We start from the raw sequence: 25,901 nt of genomic DNA, 5'->3' as shown, positions 1-25,901 counted from the left end.
ACGGCTCAGAGCAGCCGCAGCGTCTTTGCCGTCATGCGGACGGCGCGCGGCCTGTGGCCAGTTTCGAACGCCGCATAGCGCAGCGCTGCACTGCGATCCGCGAAGATGCCGCCGCCTCGACCATGGGTCTCGACGGCAAGCCAATGACCCTCGACATCGCGCCCGATCAGAAATGCGAGCGGATGACGGAAGGATTTGGAGGGGATACTGAGCATTGTCCTGTTTCCCGAACGGTCTCCTAGACCGCACGGACAAGGTATTTTCGCCGCCATAGCCATTCGAGAAGGGGCGAGGGGCGACAACATCAAGGATGCATAAAGGTCGCGGCCTGGCTTTTGACTTCCGCGGACCACTCGCGCTCAATCCGCCCTTCTCTCCTGGATTCGCCGCATGCGCTCACGTTTTCTTCCCGCCTTTGCCGTTGCGCTGCTCGGCATCTCCCTTGCCCAGGCGGCGACACTCGTTCCCGAACAGCGCTTCAAGGCCTTGGCCGATTTCTCCGCCCGCAAGCCCGGCAAGCCGGCGCGGGATGTCAGCGGCCTCGCCTGCATGCCCGTCGCCAACGGTGCCCAGCGCTGTCTGCTGATCAATGACGAGGGCGCCTTCGCCCAGTTCGCCGGGATCGCCGAGAATCGCATCACGCCCGGCGCCACCCTGCCGATCATCGGCACGGAAGCCTCGCCCGATACGCTCGGACAGCCACCGCAAGGCATCTGCCGGACGGCCGGCCGCTTTGCGGAACTCGATGGCGAGGCCGTCGCCTATGCGGACCATGCATTCTATGTGGCGGGCTCGCATGGCTGCTCGCGCACCAAGGGCGAGTTCCGCCTCTCTGCTTTCCACCTGGCGCGGATCAAGGTCGATGCCGAAGGCGCACCCACCGGCCGGGTCGAATTGACCTATCGCCTTAGCGACATGCTGCGCCGCGCCGGCGAGACCGGCGCCTTCTTCGGCAAGAGCCTGATGGACGCCAACGGCCTCAACGTCGAAGGCATCGCGGTGGCCGGCGATACGCTCTGGGCAGGCCTGCGTGCGCCCTCTCTCGGCAATCGCAGCTTTCTCGTCGGCGCCTCGCTCGAAGCCCTGTTCGCGCCGGGTCGCGCCCCCGCGACCGAAGCCCCGAAGGTCGTCGCCTTGCCCGCCGGGCCTGACCGCGGCATTCGCGATCTCGCGCTGCTGCCCGACGGCCGGCTGCTCGTGCTGCTCGGCCCCGCGCAGGAGCAGTCGCTTCCCTATTCCTTGATGCTGGTCGATATCATCAGGCTCGAGAATACCCGGCTGCTTGGCGATCTACCTGCCCGCAGCGGCGGCAAGGCCGAATCGCTGACGCTGCTGGCGCAGGACCGCACCTCGCTCACGGTTCTGATCGGCTATGACGGCCCCAAGAACGGTCATTTCGAATCCTATCGCCTGCCACTGCCGGCCGGGACGCGCTGAACGCGATGGACTTCAACGCCCGCCTTGCCCATGCCGTCGAACGTTACCGTGCTGACATCGCCGGCCCTCGCGAACATCTCTCCCTGTTGCGCTGGCAGATGGCGCAGAGTCACGCCCTGGACAGGCGCGACACCTTTCCCGGCCACCTCACTACCAGCGCCTTCGTGCTATCCCCGGACCATGCACAGGTCCTGCTGATCGACCATGTCGTGATCGGCCGCTGGCTCCAGCCCGGCGGCCATTGGGAGGAGGCCGAGCACTTCCATCTTTCCGCGGCGCGCGAAGCCGAGGAGGAAACCGGCGTCCACGGCCTGACGCTCCACCCCTGGCACGGCGGCGGAGACTTGCCCTTCACGATCGACAGCCACGATGTGCCCGGCAAGCCCTCTCGCGGCGAGCCCGATCATGTCCATCACGATCTGCAGTATCTTTTCCTCGCCGACCCCGCCCGGCCGCTCGTCGCACAGATCGAGGAGGTCCATGCCGCCGCCTGGAAGCCGATCGAGGCGCTGGCCGGCATCGCGCCGCGGGCACTGGAACGGCTTTCAACCGTTCCGAAACGCTGACTGTTGCAGCGCAACAACATCTGGCGGGATTGCGAAAACGCCTATGGCTCTTTTATCGCGCCGATCTCGGGCTCGCGACATGGTTCATTCGAGGATGAATTAGATATTGCAACTGATTTGCAATAGCGTATTGATCCGTGACTTCTGCGGAGTTTCCCATGTCTTCGAAAACCCTAGCTTTCGCCCTGATTGCCGCCGCAACCGCGGCTCCCGCCTTCGCCGCCGACCTGACTTACCGCAAGGCCACCCTTGCGCCGGCACCGGTGGTCTCCGCCTGCGTGGATGAGGAAGGCATCCCGACCGATGCCTTCGGCTTCACCACCGGCTCCGATGTCGCCAGCGTCGGCTCCTTCGGCCCGAGCCTCACCTATAACGGTGCCTTCGGCACGCGGACCGGCAGCTCGAACGGACATGGGCTCACCCTGCAGGGCTCCTATGGCCTCTTCCCCTGCTTCGAGGTCGGCCCCTATGTGCTGGGTTCCTTCACCAACGCCTCGGCCGGCGGCATCAGCGCCGACGAGCGCGCATTCGGCGCCGGTGTCGAGATGAAGTACCGCCTCCTCGGGCGCGACATGCACGGGCTCGGCCTCACCCTTGTCCTGGATCCGAGCTTCAACCGTGCGGATCCCGACGGCGCCGGCCGCTTCACCACCTACAACACCGGCCTGCGCATCTTCGCCGACAAGGCGCTGATCCCGGGCAAGCTCTACGCCGCGCTCAACCTCTCGCAGGATCTGACCTGGACCGGCCCCTCGCCCTACCAGCGCTCCTCGACCTTCACGGTCGGCGGCTCGCTCGCCTGGCAGGTCCTGGACGGGCTCTATCTGAGCGGCGAAGTCCGCCACATGCGCGCCCATAACGATCTCGGCTTCGGCAACGAGTCGGGCTATGCCACTTTCGCCGGCCCCGGCGTGTTCTGGCAGGCGACCAAGCAGCTCGCCCTCTCCGCCGCCTACAACATCCAGGTCGCGGGCAAGGCCAAGGACCAGCCCGGCGATCTCGACCTGACCAATTTCAGCCAGCATCTCGTCAAGGTGAAGCTCGGCTACAGCTTCTGACCCCTGTCGGAATTAGACGCCTGCGCAGGGGCGGCAGCGGCAACGCTGCCGCCCTTTTCCGTTGCCGTCGCGCCGTCTGCGTTGACATACTCCCCCTGAGTACCTAGCGTCGCGGCGGATAGAAACCACGGCGCGCCCTCGCATGCCTCATACGCCTGAAGAGAAGAAGCGCGCCGTCACGCGGCTGCGCCGGATCAGGGGGCAGACCGACGCCCTGATCGCGGCCGTGGAGCGCGGCGAGGAATGCGGCGCCCTGCTGCAGCAGCTCGCGGCGCTGCGCGGTGCCGCGACGGGGCTGATGGCCGAGGTCCTCGAAAGCCATCTGCGCGAGACCATGGCCCGCCCGGCCGAGGCCGCGAAGGCGGAAGCCGGAGACGACGAGATCGCCGCGATCATGCGGGTCATCCGCCCCTATCTGAAATGAACGCTCGAAAAGAAGGAACCGCCCGATGAAGACCCGTGCAGCCGTTGCCTGGGAAGCCGGCAAGCCGCTCACCATCGAAACCATCGAGATCGGCGGGCCCAAGGCCGGCGAGGTCCTCGTCGAGGTGATGGCCACCGGCATCTGCCACACCGACGCCTACACGCTGTCGGGCCTCGATTCGGAGGGCAAATTCCCGGCGATCCTCGGCCATGAGGGCGCCGGCATCGTGCGCGAGGTCGGCGCCGGCGTCACCACGCTGAAACCCGGCGATCACGTCATCCCGCTCTACACGCCGGAATGCCGCAACTGTAAGTCCTGCCTGTCGCGCCGGACCAACCTCTGCACCTCGATCCGCGCCACCCAGGGCCAGGGCGTCATGCCCGATGGCACGAGCCGCTTCTCCTGCGACGGCGGCGAGGTGTTCCACTACATGGGTTGCTCGACCTTCGCGAACTTCACCGTGCTGCCCGAGATCGCGTTGGCGAAGGTCCGGGAGGACGCACCCTTCGACAAGATCTGCTACATCGGCTGCGGCGTCACCACCGGCATCGGTGCCGTCATCTACACGGCGAAGGTCTGGCCGGGTGCCAATGTCGTGGTCTTCGGCCTCGGCGGCATCGGCCTCAATGTGATCCAGGGCGCCCGCATGGTCGGCGCCGACAAGATCATCGGCGTCGACATCAATCCGGCCAAGCAGGAGATGGCGCGCAAGTTCGGCATGACCGACTTCATCAACCCGGCCGAGATCGGCAACGACAAGGTCGTGCAGGCGATCGTCGACCTCACCGGCGGCGGTGCCGACTTCTCCTTCGACGCCACCGGCAATACCAATGTGATGCGCCAGGCGCTCGAATGCTGCCATCGCGGCTGGGGTGAATCGATCGTCATCGGCGTCGCCGAAGCCGGCAAGGAGATCGCCACCCGGCCGTTCCAGCTCGTCACCGGCCGCGTCTGGAAGGGCACGGCTTTCGGCGGCGCGCGCGGGCGCACCGACGTGCCGAAGATCGTCGACTGGTACATGGAGGGGAAGATCAACATCGACGACCTGATCACGCACAAGCTGAGCCTGGACGAGATCAACCACGGCTTCGACCTCATGCATGAGGGCAAGTCGATCCGGAGCGTGGTGGTCTACTGAGGCGCCGCTTTCTGGCCTTATCCATAGGGCACGGAAACACGGCGTCATCCCGGACAAGCGGCACAGCCGCGCCGATCCGGGATCCATCATAGGGCTCGACCGCACTCTACGATGGATTCCGGATCTCCGCTTCGCTGCGTCAGGAATGACGGCGCGGGTGTAATTGCCCTGCCGCGGAAGCTCGATCGAAAGGACACCGCATGGAACTCCTCTCCTCCTCGAAGGCCTTCGGCGGCTCACAGCGCATCTACCGTCACGAAAGCACGGCCTGCGCCTGTCCGATGAACTTCGCGATCTACCTGCCGCACCAGATCGAGGACGGGCCGGTGCCGGTGCTCTGGTATCTGTCGGGGTTGACCTGCACGCATCAGAACGTCGTGGACAAGGGCGAGTACCGCGCCGCGGCAGCCGCCAATGGCATCGCGATCGTCTGCCCGGACACCAGCCCGCGCGGCGAGAACATTCCCGACGAGCCGGACAACTGGCAGTTCGGGTCCGGCGCCGGCTTCTATCTCGACGCCACGCAGGAGCCCTATGCCCGCAACTACCGGATGGAGAGCTATATCCGCGACGAGCTCCCGGCCCTCGTCGCCAAGAACTTTCCTCTCGACATGAGCCGGCAGGGCATCTTCGGCCATTCCATGGGTGGGCATGGCGCGATCACACTGGCGCTGAAGAATCCGGATCGCTACCGCTCGGTCTCCGCTTTCGCCCCTATCGCCCAGCCTTCGACCGCCGGCTGGTCGCGCCCGGCCTTTCAGAAATATCTCGGCCCGGACGAGACGACCTGGCGCGCCTACGACTCGACCTTGCTGATCGCGGACGGACATCGCATCCCCGATCTCCTGGTCGATCAGGGCACAGCCGACGGCTTCCTCGAAGAGGGCCTGCGCCCACAGTTGCTCGAGATCGCCTGCGCCACGGCCGGCATCCCGCTGCAGCTGACGATGCGGGACGGCTACGATCATTCCTACAGCTTCATCTCGACCTTCATGGCGCAGCATGTCGCCTGGCACGCCGAGCGTCTGGTCGCCTAGTCGGTTCGCATAGCGGGAACGGTCGCTTCTCGGCTGCGTTGGGGCTGTCAGGACAGCCTTGATCGGCACGGGGGAATCTCACCATGGCCAAGCGCCGTCTGCCGCAAAGCGACCGCTCGCTCTTCACCCGCCTTTCGCAATGGGTCGCTCATTGGGCCGGCAAGCCGCAGACCTTCTTCGGCGCCGGCGCCCTCATCGTGGTGTGGGCACTTTCCGGGCCGATCTTCAGCTTCAACGACACCTGGCAGCTCGTCATCAACACCTCGACCACCATCGTCACGTTCCTGATGGTCTTCATCATCCAGAACAGCCAGAACCGCGACACGGCGGCGATGCAGATCAAGCTCGATGAGCTGATCTGGAAGCTGGAGGGCGCGCGCGAAGAGCTGCTCGATCTCGAAGAGCTGGATGAAGAGAAGATCGAAAAGATCCGCCAGGAATTCGAGGACATGGCGGCCAAGGCCCGCAAGGCGGCCGGTAAGGCCGCGAGCTAAGCACCCGCGCGAACAGCCGGCTCTCGCCTGCTTAGCGACGGGGCCCGTGGCCAGCATCGCTACCGGCGCGGGAAGAACATGCCAGGGTGGAATTTCTCTTCCCCTTTGTCCCCCTGCGAAATAGTTCATCCAAATGAAGGATGTGACTTAAGGTAATTTAGGGCCACATCTCGCCGGGGGGCCAAATGGGGCGTGGCCTATCGATGGCGGATTTGCAGATCGCTCACGTCAATGAGTGCGGAAACTATTTCGTGATCGTTCCGGTCGAGAGTTCTTTCGGGACGCAGACGCGCGTCGCCCAGGAAGCGGCTATCGACAAAATGCGGCTTGCCGCGATGTCCGCGCGCCTTAGCGGCACCGTCGTTCCGGTCTGGGAGGACGGCGACAGGCTGGTTTTCCGCGCGCCGCAACGCTTTCACAGCTTCTTCAGGAGCATGTCGCTGTCGCTCATCCGCAGCAAGCTGAATGCGACCTTGACCTGCCAGGGGTAGGAGCGGCGCCTTTCCCGCGCCGCCGCATCGCCCTGACAGACCGGCGGTCACCGCTGGAGCCTGGCGCAAATTCGGCCGCCAGCGTTCGCACCTCCGCTTCTATCCCGACAGCAGACCAGAAATAGTGAAGTTCCGTTAACATTCGCGGCCATCTTCAGGCAAAAGTAAGGTTAGCCGTTAGGGTTAAGGGTCATTTAAGAAATCTCTGCCAAGGTCCTTCCTGTTGGTAACTCGCGCGGGCTGCGTTTTTGCGCCGCGCAAACGCGAAGGACACTGCCATGGGCAGCCTGAAAACTCTCGCGCTGGCGGGCGGCTTGGCCCTCGGCGCATCCGCCGCGGCCCATGCTGCCGATCTTGCTTACGCCCCGCCGCCCCCGCCGGAGCCGCTTGGCCTCAAGGGCACGATCTCCAGCGGCTTCTATCTGCGCGGCGATATCGGCGTCGGCGTCCAGACCATCGGCAGGTACCACCAGGACGACGTCGTCCAGTTCGGCGGCAGCTTCTTCGGCCAGACCGACAATTCGGCTTTCTTTGCCGGCCTCGGCGTCGGCTATCGCTTCAACAACTGGCTGCGCTTCGACATCACCGGCGAATATCGCGGCTCGTCGTCGATCGGGGTGAACGACATCGTTTTCAACCCCTTCATCAACGACAACCAGACCAACACCTACAAGGGCAACCTGTCTTCGCTGGTCACCCTGTTCAACGGCTATTTCGACCTCGGCACCTGGAACTGCCTGACGCCCTATATCGGCGCCGGCATCGGCTTTTCCCAGAACCGCATCAGCGGTCTGACCGATCAGGGCTCCGTCGCCGGCTTCCCGACGCTTGGCTATGCCAGCAACGGCACCAAGACCGATCTCGCCTGGGCACTCATGGCCGGCCTCGGATACGAGGTGAACAAGAACCTCACGCTCGAGCTGGGCTACCGCTATCTCAACCTCGGCGACGCCCAGTCGGGCCGGATCGTCAACGCCTTCAACGGCGATATCTACGCCCCGCTCAAGTCCAGGAACATCGACAGCCACGATTTCCGCATCGGCATGCGCTGGAACTTCGGCGACCCGAACTGCTGCGGCACGCCGGAGCCGGTCGCCTACGCGCCGCCGGTCGTGCGCAAGTACTGACACGGCCTCCACAACCTGAAACCAAAACGGCGCGGATCACTTCCGCGCCGTTTTGCGTTGCCGGTCCGCTCGCTTCAGCGCAGCAGCGACCGCCCTGTCATCTCGGCGGGTTGCTCCAGGCCCATCAGTGCCAGCAGCGTCGGCGAGATGTCGGCGAGGCGCCCGTCCGCCAGGGCTCCGGCCTGCCCGCCGATCAGCATCAGCGGCACCGGGTTGGTGGTGTGCGCCGTATGCGGCTTGCCGGTCAGCGGATCGACCATCAGCTCGGCATTTCCGTGGTCGGCGGTGACGAGCAGCGCGCCGCCCGCCCGCTGCACGGCATCCGCGATGGCGCCCAGCCCGGCATCGACCGTCTCGACCGCCTTGATCGCGGCCGCCAGCACGCCGGTATGACCGACCATGTCGGCATTGGCGAAATTCAGCACGACGAGGTCGTAGCGCCCGGAATCGATCGCCTCGACCGCCTTCGCGGTCAGCTCCGGCGCCGACATCTCCGGCTGCAAATCGTAGGTCGCGACCTTGGGCGAAGGCGCCATCACCCGATCCTCGCCGGGATAGGGCGTCTCCTCGCCGCCGTTGAAGAAATAGGTGACGTGCGGATATTTCTCGGTCTCCGCCATGCGGACCTGCTTGAGGCCTGCCTTGGCCACCGTCTCGCCCAGCCCCTCGGCGAGCGTCTGGGCTGCGAACAGCATCGGCATGACCTTGTCGAGCTCGGCGCTGTAGGAGGTCATGCTGACGGCCTTGACCAATTGCGGCCGGCGCGGGCGCATGAACCCGGCGAAGTCTGGCTCCAGCACCGCGCCGAGGATCTCGCGAATGCGGTCGGAGCGGAAATTGAAGCTGAGCAGGCCATCGCCACCCCGCATGCCGGCATAGCCGCCGATCGCGGCCGGGACGATGAACTCGTCGGTGACATCCTGCGCATAGGCGGCCGCGATCGCCGCGTCGGCCGTGGCGAATGCAGCGCCCTCCCCCAGCACCATGGCGCGCCAGGCCTTCTCGACGCGCTCCCAGCGGTTGTCGCGGTCCATGGCGTAATAGCGGCCGGAGACGCTGGCGATCACGGCCTCCGGCGGCAAGGCCGCCGCGAAGGCCCTGACGTAATCCGCTGCCGACTGCGGCGGCGTATCGCGCCCGTCGGTGAAGACGTGGACACGGACCCGAATGCCCTGGCTGACCAGGATGCCGGCCAATGCCACCGCATGGTCCTGATGGGCATGGACGCCGCCCGGTGACACCAGGCCGAGTAGATGGCAGGCGCCGCCGCTCGCCTTCAGTCCGTCGACGAGGCCGGTTGCCGCAAGCGCCGCCGCGATCGAACCATCGGTGATCGCTTGGTTGATCCGCGGCAGGTCCTGCATCACCACGCGGCCGGCGCCGAGATTGAGATGCCCGACCTCGGAATTGCCCATCTGCCCTTCCGGAAGGCCGACATCGAGCCCGGAGGTCCGCAGGAAGGCATGCGGACAGCTCGCCCAGAAGCGGTCGAAATTGGGGGTCGCAGCCAGCCGGACCGCGTTGTTCTCGCTCTCCTCGCGCCAGCCCCAGCCATCGAGGATCATCAGCATCACGGGGCGAGGCGGCATCGGCTGAACCTGTCGGCGTCTGTGAAGGATGGTTGTGCGGATATCACGCACCGCGCCGTCAATGCGAGTGCTAAGAAAGCGGCAGGACCGCGGCGAAGCCCCGACGGAGGACAGCGATGACGATCAAGGCGCTGGTTTTCGATGCCTACGGCACGCTCTTCGACGTGCAATCCGTGGCTGGCATCACCGACGCGGCCTTTCCCGGACATGGCGCGACGATCACCCAGATCTGGCGGCTGAAACAGCTCGAATACACCTGGCTGCGCGCCCTGATGGGCCGCTATGAGGATTTCTGGACGGTCACGCGCGACTCGCTCGATTTCAGCCTGAGGACGCTCGGCCTCTCCGCACCGCCGGACCTCGTCACCCGGATCGCCGAAGCCTATGACGCGCTCGCGCTTTACCCGGAGGCGCGCACGGCGCTGGAGGGGCTCGCCTCGCACCGCCTTGCCATCTTCTCGAACGGCAGCCCAGCCATGCTGAAGCGGCTCGTCGCGCATGCCGGCATCGGCGAACTGCTGGAAACCGTGATCAGCGTCGACGAGATCGGCGTCTACAAGCCCGATCCGCGCGGCTACGCCCATGTCGAGAAGCGGCTCGGCCTCGCCCGCGAGGAGATCCTCTTCGTCTCCTCCAACGGCTTCGACATCGCCGGCGCCAAGGCGCACGGCTTCCATGTCGCCCGCATCGAGCGTGTGTCGGCAGGCAGGCTGCGCAGCGAGCTCGAAGCCGCCGCCACGATCGACCCCGCGCTGATGTTCAAGGCGCTCAGGATGCAGCCGGAGCAGCTCGGCTTCCAGGCCGATGCGACCATTGCCGCGCTGACCGATCTCGTCTCCTATGTCGCCGGATTGAGACAGGCCTGAACGCCGCCGAGGAGCCAACATGATCAAGCTCTACTACCACCCCTCGCCCAACCCCGCGAAGGTGGCGCTGTTTCTGGAGGAGGCCGGCCTGCCCTACGAGATGGTGCCGGTCGACACCCGCAAGGGCGAGCAGTTCAAGCCGGAATTCCTCGCGATCAACCCCAACGCCAAGACGCCGGCCCTGACCGACGGCGACGTCACCGTCTTCGACTCGAACGCGATCCTGCTCTACCTCGCCGAGAAGACCGGGCAGTTCCTGCCCGAGGATACGCCGAAGGCGCGCGGCGATATGCTGTCCTGGCTGATGTTCGTCGCCACAGGCATCGGCCCCTATTGCGGCCAGGCCGTGCATTTCAGCCGTTTCGCGCCGGAGAAGATCCCCTACGCCATCAACCGCTACGCCCGCGAGGCGGAGCGCCACTGGGGCATCATCGACGAACTGCTCGGCAAGCGCCGCTATATGCTCGGGGACCGCTACACGCTCGTCGACATGTCCGTCTGGGGCTGGGCGACGCGGCTGTCCTTCGCGATCGGCGACGTGTGGCCCGAGATGTTCCCGCATGTGAAGCGCCATCTCGACGAAATCTCGGCCCGGCCCGCGGCCCAGCGCGCCGTGGCACTGAAGGATCAGTTCGCTTTCAAGACGGAGTTCGACGACGAGGCGCGGAAGTTCCTGTTCCCGCAGAATGCCCGCCTCGCCGGCTGATCGGGCTTTGCCGGCGCCTGCACCTCAGGCGCCGGCCTCGTTCTCGCCGCCGCTGAAGGCCTCGAAGGGCGCGTCGAGCGTGAAGACCAACCCTTCCCGGAGATAGGCCGTGGTGGTGCCGGCGCGTACGGCCGGGAAGGAGCGCTCGATCAGGCGAGTGCCGAAGCCCTTGCGCGAAGGCGGCGACACAGGCGGTCCGCCACTCTCCTGCCAGCGCAGGCGGAACTGCTTGACGCCCTCGATCTCGTCCACGCCCCAGCTCAGCGTCACGATGCCGGCCTCGTTGGAGAGAGCGCCGTATTTGACAGCATTGGTCGTCAGTTCGTGGAGGATGAGGGTGAGCGCGAGCGCCGGCTTCGGGCCCAGCACCACCGTGGTGCCGTGGATGCGGAAGCGCTGCGCATCGCCCTGGAGGGCGATGATGCTCTGAGCGATGTCGGCCACGCTCGCGTCCGCACGCCGGCCGCCGACCAGCAGGTCATGGGCTCGCGAAAGCGCCGCCAGGCGTGCGCCGAAGGTTTCGCGCGCCCCCTCGAGCGTGCTCGCACTGCGCAGGGTCTGCGAGGCCAGCGCCTGGATCATCGCCATGGTGTTCTTCACACGGTGCGCCAGCTCCTGCATCAGCAGCCGCTGCTCGGCCTCGGCCTCCTTGCGCTCGGTCACATCCAGATGCGCCCCGACGAGACGCACCGCCTGCCCGTTCTCGTCCCGCTCGATCTGCGCGATCGCCGAGATCCAGCGCAGCTGTCCGTCCGAAGGCCTGACGATACGATATTCCGCCTGATACTCGGTCGCCGTTCCCTGCACCGCTTCGCGAAAATGGGCCTCGACCGCCAGGCGCTCGTCGGGGTGGATGCGCCGGACCCAATCCTCATGCGTTTCCTCGGCCGCTTCCGGCGGCAGCCCGTGGATCAGCAGGTATTCCGGCGATCGGCGATTGTGGAAGCCGGAGCGCAGATTGACTTCGAGCCCGCCGACGCGGCCGATCTTCTGGACCCGGGCCAATTCCTGCTCGCGTCGCCGCAGTGTCTGCTCGGCACGCACGCGCTCCGTCGTCTCGGTGACGATCGCCAGCACGCCGTCGACAGCGCCGGCCTCGCCGAGGATCGGGCTGTAGTCGACGTTCAGCCAGACCTCCTCCGCCAAACCGGTGCGGTAGAAGACGAACGGCACGTCGCGGTACGATGGCGACTCTCCGGCGAAGACGCTTGCCATCACCTGGCGATTGAACGCTTCGACCTCGGGCCACGCCTCGAAGACGCCGACACCGAGAATGGCCGGATGCCGCGCGCCGGCAATGACCGCATAGGCATCGTTGTAGAACATCAGGCCCTGCTCGCCCCAGAGCAGCGTCATGGCCGAGGGCGAAAGCAGGATGAGCTGCAGAGCGTTGCGGAGATGCGGCGGCCAGTCGGCGGGCGCGCCGAGCGTGGTTTCGCTGCCGGTCCAGCCGCGCAGCAATGCTGCGATCTCGCCCTTCCCAGCAGGCCAGGCTGGCTGCTTCATGGTCGTATCCCCCAGCCGACCAGAATGCGAAGTCGCAAACCATCTGCGCCAGCATTGGTAACTGCCTGTTCCGGGCCTCTGCAAGCCGCCATATGCGCTGCCGACGCCGACTCGAAGCCAGTAGCAGTCGCGGCCGGCACCTCTTGTGTCAAAAGACATTTCGGCCTGTGCATCATGGCTGCCATCGCGGCAAAAGCGCTGGCGGCGCCGGGCGTTTCGCGCCAGTGTCGCCGCCGCCGCGCCGGGAGGCGCGGAGCCAGCACAATCTCCGCGAGGACGGATGCCGACCGATATCGAGATCGCGCGCGCCGCGACGCTTCAGCCCATCGCCGCCATCGCCGGAAAGGCGGGCATCCCCACCGAAGCGCTCAACCCGTACGGCAAGCATATCGCCAAGATCGACACCCACGCCATTCCGGGCTTTCAGGCGCGGCCGGACGGCAAGCTCATCCTGGTCACGGCGATCAGCCCGACGCCGGCCGGCGAGGGCAAGACCACGACGACCGTGGGCCTCGGCGACGGCCTCTCGCGCATCGGCAAGCGCACCCTGATCGCCCTGCGCGAGCCCTCGCTCGGCCCCTGCTTCGGGGTCAAGGGCGGCGCCGCCGGCGGCGGCTACGCCCAGGTCGTGCCGATGGAGCAGATCAACCTGCACTTCACCGGCGATTTCCACGCCATCACCAGCGCTCACAACCTGCTCGCCGCCATGGTCGACAACCATGTCTATTGGGGCAACGCCCTCGGGCTCGACACGCGCTATATCGCCTGGCGCCGCGTGCTCGACATGAACGACCGGGCGCTACGCGCGACCGTCTCCTCGCTCGGCGGGCCCGGCAACGGCTTCCCGCGCGAGGACGGCTTCGACATCACCGTCGCCTCGGAGGTGATGGCGATCTTCTGCCTGGCACAGGATTCCGCCGATCTCGAAGCCCGACTCGGCCGCATCGTCGTCGGCCGCACCCGTGACAAGCGCCTGGTCACCGCCGCCGACATCAAGGCGACCGGCGCGATGAGCGTGCTGCTCAAGGACGCGCTGATGCCGAACCTCGTGCAGACGCTGGAAGGCACGCCCGCCTTCGTCCATGGCGGCCCCTTCGCCAACATCGCCCATGGCTGCAATTCGGTGATCGCCACCCGCGCGGCGCTGAAGCTCGCCGATTACGTCGTCACCGAGGCCGGCTTCGGTGCCGATCTCGGCGCCGAGAAGTTCTTCGACATCAAATGCCGCAAGGCCGGGCTGAAGCCCGCCGCCGCCGTCGTCGTCGCGACGGTCCGCGCCCTCAAGATGCATGGCGGCGTTGCCAAGGACGCTCTCGGGCAGGAAAATCTCAAGGCACTGGAAGCGGGTCTCTCAAACCTCACCCGCCATGTCGGCAACGTCCGCAAGTTCGGCGTGCCGCCGATCGTCGCGATCAACCACTTCACCACCGACACCGCTGCCGAACACGAGCTGATCCGCAACTACTGCCGCAACCATCTCGGCGTCGAGGCGGTGATCTGCCGGCACTGGGCCGAGGGCGGCGCCGGCGCCGAAGAGCTGGCGCGCAAGGTCGCCGCGCTCGCCGATGAGGGCGAAGCCGATTTCGCGCCGCTTTACCCCGACGCCATGCCGCTCCGGCAGAAGCTGGAGACGGTCGCGCGCGAGATCTACGGCGCCGAAAGCGTGAGCGTCGATGCGAAACTGCAGGCGCGCTTCGCGGAACTTGAGGCGGCCGGCTTCGGCGACCTGCCGATCTGCGTCGCCAAGACCCAGTATTCCTTCTCGGCCGACCCGACGCTGCGCGGCGCGCCCTCCGGCCATATCGTGCCGTTGCGCGAACTCAGGCTCTCGGCCGGCGCCGGCTTCGTCGTCGCGATCTGCGGGGACATCATGACGATGCCCGGCCTGCCCCGCGAGCCGGCGGCCGAGCGCATCCATATCGACGCTCAGGGACGGATCGAAGGACTGTTCTAGGTCGTCGCTATGCCGCCGTCATGCTCGGGCTTGACCCGAGCATCTCTTCCAGAACGAGGCTCCGGTACCTCATTCTGCGTGAGAGTCTCGGGCCTCGCTGCGCTTCGCCCGCGAATGACCCTCGGCGTCCCTCAGGCGAAGTCGAGCTGCACCTTGATCGCCTTCGACTTGTCGGCGGCAAGGTCGAAGGCCTCGACCGCGCGGTCGACGGGAATCGTCGCGGTCAGCAGCGGCGAGAGGTCGATATTGCCCGAGCCGATCATCGCCACCGCCCAGTCGAATTCCTCGTGGAAGCGGAAGGAGCCGCGCAGGTCGAACTCCTTGGCGACGACGACATTCATCGGCAGGGTGAACTGGCCGCCGACGCCGATCTGGACGATGACGCCGCCCGGCCTGATCACGTCGAAGGCGCCGCTCAATGCATGCTGATTGCCGGATGCCTCGAACATGACGTCGAAGGCACCCTTCTCCGCTCCATACTCCGCTTTCAGCCGTTCAGGTTCGGCCGCGACATTGATCGTCGCGGTCGCGCCCATCTTGCGCGCGATCGGCAGGGGACCGTCGACCACGTCCGTCGCCACGATCTCGGCGGCGCCCGCCGCCTTCGCCGCGACGATGGTGAGCGCCCCGATCGGCCCGGAGCCCGTTACCAGCACGCGCTTGCCGAGCAGCGGGCCGGCGCGCTTGGCGGCATGCAGGCAGACCGAAAGCGGCTCGGCGAAGGCCGCCTCGGCTGCCGTGACATGCGGCGCCACCTTCACAGCCTGCCGCTCCTCGACGACCAGCACATCGCGGAAACCGCCCTGCACATGCGGGAAGCGCATCGCCGAGCCGTAGAACTGCATGTCGGTGCAGTGCTGCTGCAGGCCCATCTGGCAATAGCGGCAATGGCCGCAGGCCCGGCTCGGATTGACCGCCACACGGTCGCCCGGCTGCACACGCGAGACCTCGCCGCCGACCGCCTCGACCCGGCCTGCGATCTCATGGCCCAGGATCATCGGCTCGCGCACGCGGATCGTGCCGAAACCGCCATGAAGATAATAATGCAGATCCGAGCCGCAGATGCCGCCGGCCTCGATCCGCACCCTGACGTCGTGGGGCCCGAGCTCGGGCGCTGTCGTAGCCTCGACGCGCAGGTCCTTCTCGCCATGAATGAAGACGGCACGCATGTCTCGCTCCCGCTCTGTTGCCGAACCGCGTCCGCAACCATTGTCTAATCGTTTGAAACCTGCTTACCGAAGGATGCAGGTTGTGCGCAAACCGAAACTGCTCCCCGCCGGAGCACTCTGCGAGGATACGCCATGTCGCTGTCGCTGTTCAGTCTCGAAGGCAAGATCGCGCTCGTCACCGGCTCGGGCCAGGGCATCGGCCTTGCGCTTGCGGAAGGCCTGTCGGAGGCCGGCGCCCATGTGGTGCTGAACGGCCGCGACAAGGGCAAGCTCGAACGGGCACAGCAGGCGCTTAGCCAGGCCGGCCGCAAGGCCTCCATCGCCGCCTTCGACGTCACCGATCACCGGGCGGTCGAGGCCGGCATCGCCGCGATCGAGGCCGATATCGGCCCCATCGACATCCTCATCAACAATGCCGGCATGCAGAAGCGCGCGCCGATCACCGAATTCCCGGTCGAGGGCTGGCATGAGGTGATGAACACCAACCTGCATTCGGTCTTCTACGTCACCCAGGCCGTGACGAAGCGGATGGTGCCACGCAAGCGCGGCAAGATCATCAATATCGGCTCGGTGATGAGCGAACTCGGCCGCGCCACCATCATCCCCTACACCGCCTCGAAGGGCGCGGTGAAGATGATGACGCGGGGTCTCGCAGCCGAGCTCGGCAAGCACAACATCCAGGCCAATGCCATCGGCCCCGGCTACTTCGCCACCGAGATCAACACGGCGCTGATCGCGGACGAGGCCTTCACGAACTGGGTCTGCAGTCGCACGCCGGCCGGGCGCTGGGGCGAGACCAGGGAATTGGTCGGCGCCGCCATCTTCCTCTCCGCTCCCGCCTCCGACTACGTCAACGGCCATCTGCTCATGGTCGATGGCGGGTTGACTGCGGTGGTGTGAGCGAGCTGCAAGAACGCCAGCGTCATTCCGGGGCAGGCCAAAGGCCTGAGCCCGGAACCCAGAACCGTTGCCATTCGCCGAAAATGGGCTTTGGCCGATCGTGCCGTGCGATCAGGCGCATCGGTTCTGGGTTCCGGGCTCTTCGCTGCGCGAAGCCCGGAATGACGCCCGAACCGTTACCCCTCAATCTGCTTCAGGCCGCCGCCTTCGTCACGGCATCGACGACATCGTCCACCGCGCGCTCGACGAGGTCGCGATCGTCGCCCTCGGCCATCACGCGGATCACCGGCTCGGTGCCCGACGGGCGGATGACGAGCCGGCCGCTCTCGCCGAGCAACTGCCTCGCCGCCTCGATCGCGCTGACCACCGGCTGCTGCTCCAGCGGCTTGCCCGCCTTGTAGCGGACATTCTTGAGGATCTGCGGCAGCGGCTCGAAGCAATGGCAGACTTCCGAGACCGGCTTGTCCATCCGCTTGACCACTGCGAGCAATTGCAGCGCCGCCACCAGCCCATCGCCGGTCGTGCCGAAATCCGAGAGGATGATGTGGCCGGATTGCTCGCCGCCAAGATTGAAGCCGTGAGTGCGCATGTGCTCCAGCACATAGCGGTCGCCGACCGCGGTGCGCGCCAGCGACAGGCCTAGCCCCGCAAGGTAGCGTTCCAGCCCGAGATTGGACATCACGGTCGCGACGATGCCGGGCGCCGACAGGCGTCCGTCCTCCAGCCATGAGCGCGCGATCACTGCCATCAGCTGGTCGCCATCGACGATGTGCCCCTGCTCGTCGATGATCAGCACGCGATCCGCGTCGCCATCCAGCGCGATGCCGATATCGGCGCGCAGCTCGCGGACCTTGGCAACGAGCGCTTCCGGATGGGTCGAGCCAACCTCGCGATTGATGTTGAAGCCATCAGGCTCGTCGCCGATGACGATGACTTCGGCGCCCAGCTCCCAGAGCGCTTCCGGCGCGACCTTGTAGCCGGCGCCGTTGGCGCAATCGAGCACGATGCGCAGGCCCTCGAGGCTCATATTGCGCGGCATGGTGCGCTTGGCGAACTCGACATAGCGCGCCGCGGCGCTGTCGATGCGCTTGGCCCGGCCCAGCCCCGCCGACGCAGCCAATCGCGGCCCGAGATCGGCATCGATCAATGCCTCGATCTCCCGCTCGACCTCGTCGTTGAGCTTGTAGCCGTCGGGGCCGAACAGCTTGATGCCGTTGTCCTCATAGGCGTTGTGCGAGGCCGAGATCATCACGCCGAGATCGGCGCGCATCGAGCGCGTCAACATGGCGACGGCCGGTGTTGGCATCGGGCCGAGCAGCATCACGTCCATGCCGACCGCGGTAAAGCCGGCGACCATGGCATATTCGATCATGTAGCCGGAAAGCCGCGTATCCTTGCCGATCACGACCCGGTGGCGATGCTCGCCGCGGCGGAAGGCGAGGCCCGTGGCCTGTCCGACCTTCAGGGCGAGGTCCGGCGTGATGACGCCGTTCGCCCGTCCGCGAATGCCGTCCGTCCCGAAATATTTGCGCGTCATTGCGATTCGTTTCCGAGGGGCTGTCGCGCCCGATTTTGCGCGTTCTATAGCCAAAAAACCTTTCCGCCTTGTCACATATTATGACGGAACATGACAGCGGCCGAAGAAGGCCTGCACGACGGAGGGCTCGTCGTTCCCGGGCGGAGCGCAGCGCAGACCCGAAAATCTCGGGAAAGATGAGGAGCAGGAGCCTTCTCGTCACGAGATGCTCGGGTCGAGCCCGAGCATGACGGAGCTGGATAAACGAAAAAGGGCGGCCTCTCGGCCGCCCTTTTTCGTTTATCCGAGTCTGCCTCAGGCCTGGGGCTGCGGCTCCATCCCGGCATCCGGCTCGCCGCGCTTGCGGCCCTTGCCGGCGCTCGGCACGGCCGAGCCGCGCGGAGCGTGCGGCGTGTCGTCGGCATCGCGCACCGGGCGCTTGCCGGCGATCAGATCGCGGATCTCCTCGCCCGTCAGCGTCTCGAACTCGAGCAGCGCCTCGGCCACCGAGACGAACTCCTCATGGTGCTCGGTCAGGATGGTCTTGGCGTCCTGATAGCCCTGATCGACCAGACGCTTGACCTCGGCATCGATCTTCTGGGCCGTCGACTCGGAGATCGACTGGCTGCGGCCCATCGACATACCCAGGAAGACCTCTTCCTGGTTGTCGCCATAGGCGACCATGCCGAGCTCGTCCGAATAGCCCATCTGCGTGACCATGGCCTTGGCCATCTTGGTCGCCTGCTGGATGTCGCCGGTGGCGCCCGAGGTCACGTTCTCGCGTCCGAAGGTCATCTCCTCCGCCACGCGCCCGCCCATGGCGACCGCAAGCTGCGAGGTGAACTCCTTGAACTTCATCGAGTAGCGGTCGCCCTCCGGCAGGAACTTGACCATGCCGAGCGCACGTCCGCGCGGAATGATCGTCGCCTTGTGGACGGGGATGCCGGCGGGAACGTAGAGGCCGACGATAGCGTGGCCCGCCTCGTGATAGGCGGTCAGCTTCTTCTCTTCCTCGGACATCGCCATGGATTTGCGCTCGGCGCCCATCATGACCTTGTCCTTGGCGTCCTCGAACTCGGCATGGGTGACCATGCGCTTGCCGCGACGCGCCGCCAGCAGGGCCGCCTCGTTGACAAGGTTCATCAGGTCCGCGCCGGAGAAGCCGGGCGTGCCGCGGGCGAGGATCTTCAGGTCGACGTCCGGCGCCATCGGCACCTTGCGGACATGGACCTTCAGGATCTTCTCGCGGCCGGCGACATCAGGGTTCGGCACGACGATCTGGCGGTCGAAACGGCCGGGGCGCAGCAGCGCCGGGTCGAGCACGTCCGGACGGTTGGTCGCGGCGATGATGATCACGCCCTCGTTCGGCTCGAAGCCGTCCATCTCGACGAGGAGCTGGTTCAGCGTCTGCTCGCGCTCGTCATTGCCGCCGCCGAGGCCGGCGCCGCGATGACGGCCGACCGCGTCGATCTCGTCGATGAAGATGATGCAGGGCGCGTTCTTCTTGGCCTGCTCGAACATGTCGCGGACGCGGCTGGCGCCGACGCCAACGAACATCTCGACGAAGTCGGAGCCCGAGATCGTGAAGAACGGCACATTGGCTTCGCCGGCGACGGCGCGGGCCGTCAGCGTCTTGCCGGTACCGGGAGGGCCGACGAGCAGCACGCCGCGCGGAATGCGCCCGCCGAGCCGCTGGAACTTCTGCGGATCGCGCAGGAACTCGACGATCTCCTGCAGGTCTTCCTTGGCCTCGTCGATGCCCGCGACATCATCGAAGGTGACGCGGCCATGCGCCTCGGTCAGCAGCTTGGCCTTCGACTTGCCGAAGCCCATCGCCCGGCCGGCGCCGTTCTGCATCTGGCGGGACATGAATATCCACAGGCCGATGAAGATCACGAAGGGCAGCGAGTTGACGAGCAGCGCCATGAACCAGGGCGTGCCCTCTGACGGAGCCCGCGCCGAAACCTGAACGCCCTTCTGGGCCATGGTCTTCAGCAGGTTCGGGTCGCCATAAGGCGCATAGGTCACGAAGCTGCGGCCATCGGAGAAGCTGCCGGAAATCTCCTGCCCGGCCACGACGACGTTCGAAACGCGCCCGGCCTCCGCCTCGTTGATCAGCTGGCTATAGGGGATTTCGTTCGTGCTCGCCCGCTGGCTTGGGCTCTGGAACAGCGTCACCAGAGCCAGCACGAGCAGGAAGATCACCACCCAGAGTGCGAAATTACGAAAATTCGGATTCATCACCAGTCCGATCGGGCCTGCCGGTCCAACCGGATAAGGCCAAGGGTTTGCTCAGGTAATCTAGGTGCGGCACACGCCCTTGCCAAGGGAAACAGATGGGGAGGCGGCACTAAGATGTCGCAGGGTGAACACCGCGTCGCCGTGGCCCTTCTCGCCGAAGGGCCAACACGCCGTCTCGGCCAAGCGCGATAATGCAGCCGGACAATGTCCGTCTGATGGCGAAACCCGCCTTCGCAGCGTCGCGCAGGGCTTGCACGCATTCTTCGAGCCGCTCGAGCCGGCCGTAGCCGTCACCACCGGCCGTGACGCCCTCTAGCGCCAGCGCCAGCACACGCAGAACGATCTCCTCCGGCTCCGTCAACAGAGCCCGGAAGTCGAGTCGCAGGCGCTGCTCGTCGGGTTCCGAATGGGGTTCCGATGGCATGCGGACCACCGCGAAGACATCCCGCGCACGTTGCGCCGCCCCCGCGTCCAGCCGCGCCATTCGCTCGGCGAGGCGCCCGAAGCGCTCGGCCGTCAGCCCGTGTTCCGCCAGCACCGGCATCGCGCCCCGCCAGCGGACGCGCTCGAAACGCGGATCGGCATTGCTCGGGTCCCGAAAGAAGGGCAGCCCCCTCGCCTCTGCAGTGGCCACCAGCCGCGCCTTTGGGACACCGAGCAGCGGGCGGGCGAGCACGATACCTTCCTTCTCGACACGGTCCCGCATCCCGACCAGACCGGATGGGCCGGAGCCATGAGCGAGCCGCATCAGCATCGTCTCGGCCTGGTCGTCGAGCGTATGGGCCGTGACCAGCACCGCCCCGCCAAGCCGCCGCGCCTCGCCCGCCAGCAATGCGTAGCGGGCGCGTCTGGCTTCGGCTTGGAGGCCACTGGCAGGCTTCGGCCCGTCCCAATGCAAAATCCTGTGCTCGATGCCGAGCCGGTCACAGAGCGATCCGACGGCAACCGCCTCCTCTGCCGATTCCGGCCGCAAGCCGTGGTCGACGGTTGCGGCATGGAGCTTTGGCCGGCCGGAGGCCCGCCTCCATTCGGCGAGCAGAGCCAGCAGCGCGACCGAATCCGGGCCGCCCGACACGGCGACGAGCAGCGCTGCCTCGCACGCCAGCCCCATAAAGAGTTCGCCGGCCTCGACAGGCGAGACCGGCGACATCGTCGTTTCGTTCTGAGATGCCGCGCTCAAGCGCAGCCGGAGCGGCGCCGTTCGCGCGCAATGCCCTGACGCACGGAATTGGACGCCGCAGGATAGTCGACACCGACCTTGGCATAGGTCGCGCAGGCCTGGTCCTTGGCTCCGAGCCCGTTCAGCGCCATGCCGAGTTTCAGCAGGCTGTCCGGCGCTTTGGTCGCCTTCGGCGATTCCCGCGAAATCTTCAGGAACTGCTCGGCAGCTTCGCGATAGCGCTGCCGCTGGAGATAGCTCTCGCCCAGCCAGTAGGTGGCATCGACCGCCAGCCGGTCGCGCGGATAGCTCTGCAGGAACTGCCGGAAACCCATCTCCGCCTGCTCGAATTCCTTGCGCTGCAAGGAGGCAAAGGCGAGATCATAGGCTTCCTTCGCGCTCTGCGGCCCGCTGGCGGCGGCGACGCTCGGTCCGCGCGGCATGGCCTGCGACAGGCCGCCTTGCGGAACGGGCCTCCCGACGCCCTGCAGGTCGAGCGGCTGACCGGTGGCCGGGCCTCCGCCGTACTCATCCTCGATGATGCCGGCGATGCCGCCGCCGAGCTGCTGCGGCGCGCCAGCCGCGCCCTGCTGCATCGTCGGATCGAAAGCATCGCCACGCCGCTGGCGCTGGGGCGCAGGCGCGCCGCCGGCGGGCGGCGGCGCCATGGGGGCCGGCGCAGCCCCGCCGGAGCGCCCGCCGCCCTTCTCGCTCAGGCGGAAATCGACGTCCTCCTGGAACTTGCGCACCTGCTCGCTGAGGCGGCGATTCTCGAACTGGAGCTGCTCGATCTGGCCAGACATCTGGCGCAGCTGGTTTTCCAGCCGCGTGGTGCGGACCAGCAGATCGGCGGCATCCTGCGCCGAACCCGGCACGGCGCCGCCGAAAAGCGCCGCAGCGAGGGCGAGCGCCGTCAGCCCGGGACGGGAAAGATGACGGGCAAGGATCGAACGAAGCATCGATGAAACCGGTTTTCCGAATATGTCGCGCCTGTCTATATCACCTGCGCACCACGGCCAAAATATGAACACTTTCATGGCTCGCCCTGCCGGGAGGCGCAAGGCATCCCGGTGCATGGATGCAAATCGCCTCTGGCGCTTTGCCGGCAGCTTACTTACATTGGCTGAGCGGGGCTGCCTGGTGCGTGCGAGACAGCATTCCCCGGGCCCATACGACTCCCTAGGGAGCTGTCCCTGACCGGGTCCCTGGATCCGGACACACGGCGCCCACCTACTTCTGTAGGTGTCCCGGGATTCAAAACTCCACGGCCGAGGTGGCTCCGCAACCTTCATGACGACGATGCCCGCCGATGCGCCTGTAACGCCCTCCCCCCGGAAAGCCGCCCTTCGCGCGGCCTCGCTCGACCGGCGGGACGCGCTCGAGATCGACGACCGACTCGAATGGGATTCCGAAATCGCCGCGCGCGTCCTCGCGCTGCCCGTATGGGAGGGCCCCGGCCCGGTTTCCGCCTATTGGCCAATGCGGTCCGAGGCCGATCCGCGCCCGATCCTCGAAGCGTTGCATGAGCGCGGCCTGCCACTCTGCCTGCCGTCCATCGTCGACAAGCACATGATCTTTCGCCGTTGGGCGCCCTATGAGCCGATCGTGCCCGGCGGTTTCGGCACGCTCGTTCCGGCTCCGGCCGAGCCCGAGGCGAAGCCCGCCATCCTGATCGTGCCGCTCGCCGCCTTCGACCGGCGCGGCTACCGCATAGGCTACGGCAAGGGCTATTACGATCGCGCCCTTGCGGAGCTCGGCCCCACCGTCAGCATCGGCATCGGCTATGGCGCACAGGAGATCGAGGCCGTCCCCGACGAGCCTCACGACCGGCGCCTCGACTGGATCGTGACCGAACGCGAAACCATTCGCTGCGGTTGATTCCGCCGGGCTTTCGGGCCACGGAGTGGGACGGAACTGCCAATCCACAGCCCTCATCCTGAGGAGCCGTTCGCAGGAACGGCGTCTCGAAGGATGTTCCAGGAGTCTCCGGTGCCTTCTGGAGCATCCTTCGAGACGCGGCCTGCGGCCGCTCCTCAGGATGAGGGCTTGTGCGGTGGGCGATCTCACGCGTTCGGAGCCCTCTATGCGTCTGCTTTTCCTCGGTGACATCGTCGGCCGCCCCGGCCGGATCGCAGTGCAGGAGCGCCTGCCCGCCCTGCGCGAGGCCTGGAAGCTCGACTGCGTCATCATCAACGGCGAGAATTCCGCCGGCGGCTTCGGCATCACCGAGGCGATCTGCGACGAGATCCTGGCGGCGGGCGCCGATGTCGTCACCCTCGGCAACCATTCCTGGGATCAGCGCGAGGCCCTGGTCTTCATCACCAGACAGGACAGGCTGATCCGCCCGGCGAACTATCCGCCCGGCACGCCCGGCCGCGGCGCGACCGTCATCGAGGCTCGCAACGGCGCCCGCGTCCTCGTCGTCAACGTCATGGGCCGCCTCTTCATGGACCCGCTCGACGATCCCTTCGCCGCGGTCGAGCGCGAGCTCGCCGCCTGCCCGCTCGGCGAAGTCGCGGATGCCGTCATCGTCGACGTGCATGCAGAGGCGACCAGCGAGAAGCAGGCCATGGCCTATTTCCTCGACGGCCGCGCCAGCCTCGTGGTCGGCACGCATACCCATGCCCCGACATCCGACACCCGCATCCTGCCGGCCGGCACCGCCTACCAGTCGGATGCCGGCATGTGCGGGGATTATGATTCCGTGCTCGGCATGCAGAAGGACGAGCCGGTGCGCCGCTTCCTGCAGAAGGTACCTGGCGCAAGGCTGGAGCCGGCAACCGGCGAAGGCACGCTGTCGGGCGTCGCCGTCGAGATCGACGATGCGACGGGGCTGGCCAAGGCGGTCTGGGCGGTGCGGGTCGGCCCGCATCTCAGCGAGGCCCTGCCGGGCTGGGCGCAAGCCTGACGAGGTCGGCCGACGGCTCTGAAGCACGCCGGTTTGACACGGAACCACGCCGTCATTCCGGGGCGGGCTGAAGGCCCGAGCCCGGAACTCATGAACACCAGCCCATCGAAAGACGCGATCCAACGAGGCTTCTCGTCCAATCCAGTGTTCATGGGTTCCGGGCTCTTCGCTGACGCGAAGCCCCGGAATGACGTTGTGGTCCCATTCAAGCCCGGCAGGCTCTAAACCGCGCGGTTCTGCCGGATCAGATCGTCGAAGGCGTGATTCAGGCTCTCCGCCTGACGGGACAGCGTTCCGGCCACGTCGAGCACGTCATGCACCGCCTTTCCGGCCTGCTGCGCGCTGTCGCTCAACTGCACGATGGTTTCGGCATTCTCCTGCGTGCCCATCGCCGCCTGATCGGCGCTGCGGGCGATCTCCTGGGTCGCGGCGCGCTGCTCGTCGATGCTGGCCGCGACCGCACCCGCGATCCCGTTCACCTGGCTGGCGAAGGCGACGATACTCTCGATCGCGGCGACCGCCTCGCGCGTCGCCGCCTGCATGGCCGGGACCTGGGCCGCGATCTCGTCGGTGGCCTTGGCCGTGCGCGCCGAAAGTTGCTTCACCTCGGTTGCGACGACGGCGAAGCCGCGGCCCGTCTCGCCGGCACGCGCAGCCTCGATCGTGGCGTTGAGCGCCAGCAGGTTGGTCTGGCTGGCGATCGTCTGGATCATCTCCACGACAGAACCGATCGTCTCCGCCGAATGTGCCAGGCTCTTGACGATGGCGTCGGTCTTCTGGGCCGCGGCATGGGCCTCATGCGCAATCGTCGATGCCCGCACGACCTCAGCCGCGACATGGTCGAGCGAAATCGACAATTCGTTCGTTGCCGTCGCGACATTGCTGACGTTGTCGGAGGCGCTCTCCGCCGCCCCAACGGCACGCTCGGCCTGGGCGCTGGTTTCCCCCACAACGTTCTCGACCGATGCCGCGAGCCGCCCGACCTTGCCGGCGCTGGCGTTCACCGCGCTCACCACTTCCCGGACGGTGATCTCGAACGTCTCGATCTGTTGGCGCGTGCGGTCGCGGCTTTCCTGCTGAACGACGGCGTAGGTTTCCAGCAGCAATTCGAGATCGAGCTGCGTCGCCTTGGACAACGCTGTACGCATCGCGATGCGCCGATCGAGCTTGCGCCTCTGCCAAAAGCTCGACAGCCCCATCATGCTCCGGCGGTCAAGCCCGAGTTCCACGATGATGGCGTTCGAGACGATCGCGTGGCAGATCACCACGGCATAGATCGGCACGCCGCGATCGTGAAACACGGTCGCCAGGCCGCGTGCCGACTCGGTGTAGCCCTCGCCCAGATTCCCCGACGCAAGCTTTATCCAATGCGCGAGCCGCCGCTCATGCACGTCGGGCCTGCGCAGGGCCTGCGCGATCTCGGGCCAGGGCGCGAATTGCGCGTGCAGTTCCTCCAGCAGCTTCGGCAGCCGATCGCGCGCAAAGCCGGCCAGCGAACCGAGAAGTTCGATATCTTCGTTGAAGATCCGGAACGCCTGGAAGCGGTGCTCCTGCGCGGCGATGGAGTTGGATGTCACGACGTCACGGGGGCTGGAGAAGGTAGCGGCAGGAAGTC

The 25,901-nt window shown here is 66.5% G+C and carries 24 protein-coding genes and 1 other RNA gene; 16 read left to right on the top strand and 9 right to left on the bottom strand.

All coding sequences use genetic code 11. The features are described from left to right. Nucleotides 1-5: 5 nt before the first annotated feature. Nucleotides 6-215: a hypothetical protein gene (locus AC2FAN_RS25615; protein WP_265054746.1), complete on the bottom strand. Its 210-nt coding sequence runs from the start codon at nt 213-215 to the stop codon at nt 6-8. Between the two features lie 175 nt (nt 216-390). On the opposite strand from AC2FAN_RS25615, the gene AC2FAN_RS25610 reads away from it, so the two are divergent. The 9 genes from AC2FAN_RS25610 (at nt 391) to AC2FAN_RS25570 (ending at nt 7,772) form a co-directional block, all read left to right on the top strand. Beyond that, on the top strand, nt 391-1,437 hold the full coding sequence (locus AC2FAN_RS25610) for a DUF3616 domain-containing protein (protein ID WP_485176849.1): 1,047 nt from the start codon (nt 391-393) through the stop codon (nt 1,435-1,437). A gap of 5 nt (nt 1,438-1,442) precedes the next feature. Beyond that, nucleotides 1,443-2,003 (top strand): NUDIX hydrolase, encoded by a 561-nt coding sequence (locus AC2FAN_RS25605; RefSeq protein WP_265054748.1) that lies wholly within the window; start codon nt 1,443-1,445, stop codon nt 2,001-2,003. Nucleotides 2,004-2,161: 158 nt separating this feature from the next. Next, complete coding sequence (locus tag AC2FAN_RS25600) at nt 2,162-3,061, top strand: hypothetical protein (RefSeq protein ID WP_485176848.1); 900 nt, start codon at nt 2,162-2,164, stop codon at nt 3,059-3,061. A gap of 142 nt (nt 3,062-3,203) precedes the next feature. Further along, the gene (locus AC2FAN_RS25595; protein WP_265054750.1) at nt 3,204-3,485 is read left to right on the top strand and encodes a metal-sensing transcriptional repressor; all 282 of its coding nucleotides are present in this window, start codon (nt 3,204-3,206) and stop codon (nt 3,483-3,485) included. A gap of 25 nt (nt 3,486-3,510) precedes the next feature. Next, nucleotides 3,511-4,623: an S-(hydroxymethyl)glutathione dehydrogenase/class III alcohol dehydrogenase gene (locus tag AC2FAN_RS25590; RefSeq protein WP_485176847.1), complete on the top strand. Its 1,113-nt coding sequence runs from the start codon at nt 3,511-3,513 to the stop codon at nt 4,621-4,623. A 200-nt stretch (nt 4,624-4,823) separates the two neighbouring features. Beyond that, a complete protein-coding gene (gene fghA, locus AC2FAN_RS25585) occupies nt 4,824-5,660 on the top strand; it encodes an S-formylglutathione hydrolase (protein WP_485176845.1) in 837 nt (278 codons plus the stop codon). A gap of 83 nt (nt 5,661-5,743) precedes the next feature. Further along, complete coding sequence (locus AC2FAN_RS25580) at nt 5,744-6,154, top strand: low affinity iron permease family protein (protein ID WP_485176843.1); 411 nt, start codon at nt 5,744-5,746, stop codon at nt 6,152-6,154. A 251-nt stretch (nt 6,155-6,405) separates the two neighbouring features. After that, a complete protein-coding gene (locus tag AC2FAN_RS25575) occupies nt 6,406-6,645 on the top strand; it encodes a hypothetical protein (protein ID WP_485176842.1) in 240 nt (79 codons plus the stop codon). A gap of 278 nt (nt 6,646-6,923) precedes the next feature. After that, nucleotides 6,924-7,772: an outer membrane protein gene (locus AC2FAN_RS25570; RefSeq protein WP_265054755.1), complete on the top strand. Its 849-nt coding sequence runs from the start codon at nt 6,924-6,926 to the stop codon at nt 7,770-7,772. A gap of 74 nt (nt 7,773-7,846) precedes the next feature. Here AC2FAN_RS25570 and gpmI read toward each other — a convergent pair whose 3' ends face one another. Further along, nucleotides 7,847-9,361, bottom strand: coding sequence for a 2,3-bisphosphoglycerate-independent phosphoglycerate mutase (gene gpmI, locus AC2FAN_RS25565; protein ID WP_485176841.1), 1,515 nt, complete (start codon nt 9,359-9,361; stop codon nt 7,847-7,849). A gap of 116 nt (nt 9,362-9,477) precedes the next feature. Between gpmI and AC2FAN_RS25560 the strand changes: the two genes are divergently transcribed. Then, nucleotides 9,478-10,227: a haloacid dehalogenase type II gene (locus tag AC2FAN_RS25560; RefSeq protein ID WP_485176839.1), complete on the top strand. Its 750-nt coding sequence runs from the start codon at nt 9,478-9,480 to the stop codon at nt 10,225-10,227. A 19-nt stretch (nt 10,228-10,246) separates the two neighbouring features. After that, complete coding sequence (locus tag AC2FAN_RS25555; RefSeq protein WP_485176837.1) at nt 10,247-10,933, top strand: glutathione S-transferase family protein; 687 nt, start codon at nt 10,247-10,249, stop codon at nt 10,931-10,933. Nucleotides 10,934-10,957: 24 nt separating this feature from the next. On the opposite strand, the gene AC2FAN_RS25550 is transcribed toward AC2FAN_RS25555, so the two are convergent. After that, complete coding sequence (locus AC2FAN_RS25550) at nt 10,958-12,439, bottom strand: sensor histidine kinase (protein WP_485176836.1); 1,482 nt, start codon at nt 12,437-12,439, stop codon at nt 10,958-10,960. Between the two features lie 280 nt (nt 12,440-12,719). Between AC2FAN_RS25550 and AC2FAN_RS25545 the strand changes: the two genes are divergently transcribed. Further along, nucleotides 12,720-14,393, top strand: coding sequence for a formate--tetrahydrofolate ligase (locus AC2FAN_RS25545; protein WP_485176835.1), 1,674 nt, complete (start codon nt 12,720-12,722; stop codon nt 14,391-14,393). A 131-nt stretch (nt 14,394-14,524) separates the two neighbouring features. Here the strand turns inward: AC2FAN_RS25545 and AC2FAN_RS25540 are convergent, their stop codons facing one another. After that, nucleotides 14,525-15,562, bottom strand: a complete 1,038-nt coding sequence (locus AC2FAN_RS25540) for an L-idonate 5-dehydrogenase (RefSeq protein ID WP_265054761.1) — start codon at nt 15,560-15,562, stop codon at nt 14,525-14,527. 132 nt (nt 15,563-15,694) lie between these two features. Here AC2FAN_RS25540 and AC2FAN_RS25535 point away from each other — a divergent pair, with 132 nt between their 5' ends. Beyond that, nucleotides 15,695-16,462 (top strand): SDR family NAD(P)-dependent oxidoreductase, encoded by a 768-nt coding sequence (locus AC2FAN_RS25535; protein WP_265054762.1) that lies wholly within the window; start codon nt 15,695-15,697, stop codon nt 16,460-16,462. 193 nt (nt 16,463-16,655) lie between these two features. Here the strand turns inward: AC2FAN_RS25535 and glmM are convergent, their stop codons facing one another. The 4 genes from glmM to ybgF all read right to left on the bottom strand — a co-directional run bounded on the left by glmM (nt 16,656) and on the right by ybgF (nt 22,337). Continuing rightward, complete coding sequence (gene glmM / locus AC2FAN_RS25530) at nt 16,656-17,999, bottom strand: phosphoglucosamine mutase (protein WP_476806004.1); 1,344 nt, start codon at nt 17,997-17,999, stop codon at nt 16,656-16,658. Nucleotides 18,000-18,293: 294 nt separating this feature from the next. Beyond that, the gene (gene ftsH / locus AC2FAN_RS25525) at nt 18,294-20,219 is read right to left on the bottom strand and encodes an ATP-dependent zinc metalloprotease FtsH (RefSeq protein WP_265054764.1); all 1,926 of its coding nucleotides are present in this window, start codon (nt 20,217-20,219) and stop codon (nt 18,294-18,296) included. 109 nt (nt 20,220-20,328) lie between these two features. Further along, the gene (tilS, locus tag AC2FAN_RS25520; RefSeq protein ID WP_485176834.1) at nt 20,329-21,369 is read right to left on the bottom strand and encodes a tRNA lysidine(34) synthetase TilS; all 1,041 of its coding nucleotides are present in this window, start codon (nt 21,367-21,369) and stop codon (nt 20,329-20,331) included. A gap of 26 nt (nt 21,370-21,395) precedes the next feature. Then, entirely contained in the window at nt 21,396-22,337 is a 942-nt protein-coding gene (ybgF, locus tag AC2FAN_RS25515; protein ID WP_485176833.1) for a tol-pal system protein YbgF, read from the bottom strand. A 168-nt stretch (nt 22,338-22,505) separates the two neighbouring features. Between ybgF and ssrS the strand changes: the two genes are divergently transcribed. The 3 genes from ssrS (at nt 22,506) to AC2FAN_RS25500 (ending at nt 24,286) form a co-directional block, all read left to right on the top strand. After that, nucleotides 22,506-22,662: non-coding RNA, 6S RNA (gene ssrS / locus AC2FAN_RS25510), on the top strand. A 6-nt stretch (nt 22,663-22,668) separates the two neighbouring features. Next, nucleotides 22,669-23,256 (top strand): 5-formyltetrahydrofolate cyclo-ligase, encoded by a 588-nt coding sequence (locus AC2FAN_RS25505; RefSeq protein WP_485176832.1) that lies wholly within the window; start codon nt 22,669-22,671, stop codon nt 23,254-23,256. A gap of 205 nt (nt 23,257-23,461) precedes the next feature. Further along, nucleotides 23,462-24,286 carry a TIGR00282 family metallophosphoesterase gene (locus AC2FAN_RS25500; RefSeq protein WP_485176831.1) on the top strand — a complete coding sequence of 275 codons (825 nt, stop codon included), beginning with the start codon at nt 23,462-23,464 and terminating at the stop codon, nt 24,284-24,286. 221 nt (nt 24,287-24,507) lie between these two features. Here AC2FAN_RS25500 and AC2FAN_RS25495 read toward each other — a convergent pair whose 3' ends face one another. Further along, nucleotides 24,508-25,863 (bottom strand): globin-coupled sensor protein, encoded by a 1,356-nt coding sequence (locus tag AC2FAN_RS25495; protein ID WP_265054769.1) that lies wholly within the window; start codon nt 25,861-25,863, stop codon nt 24,508-24,510. Nucleotides 25,864-25,901: the final 38 nt, after the last annotated feature.

This window comes from Allobosea sp. RIT-PG3_2 (assembly GCF_057321085.1).
The sequence above is the reverse complement of the archived record's forward strand: the minus strand, read 5'-3'. Positions and strand labels throughout refer to the sequence as shown.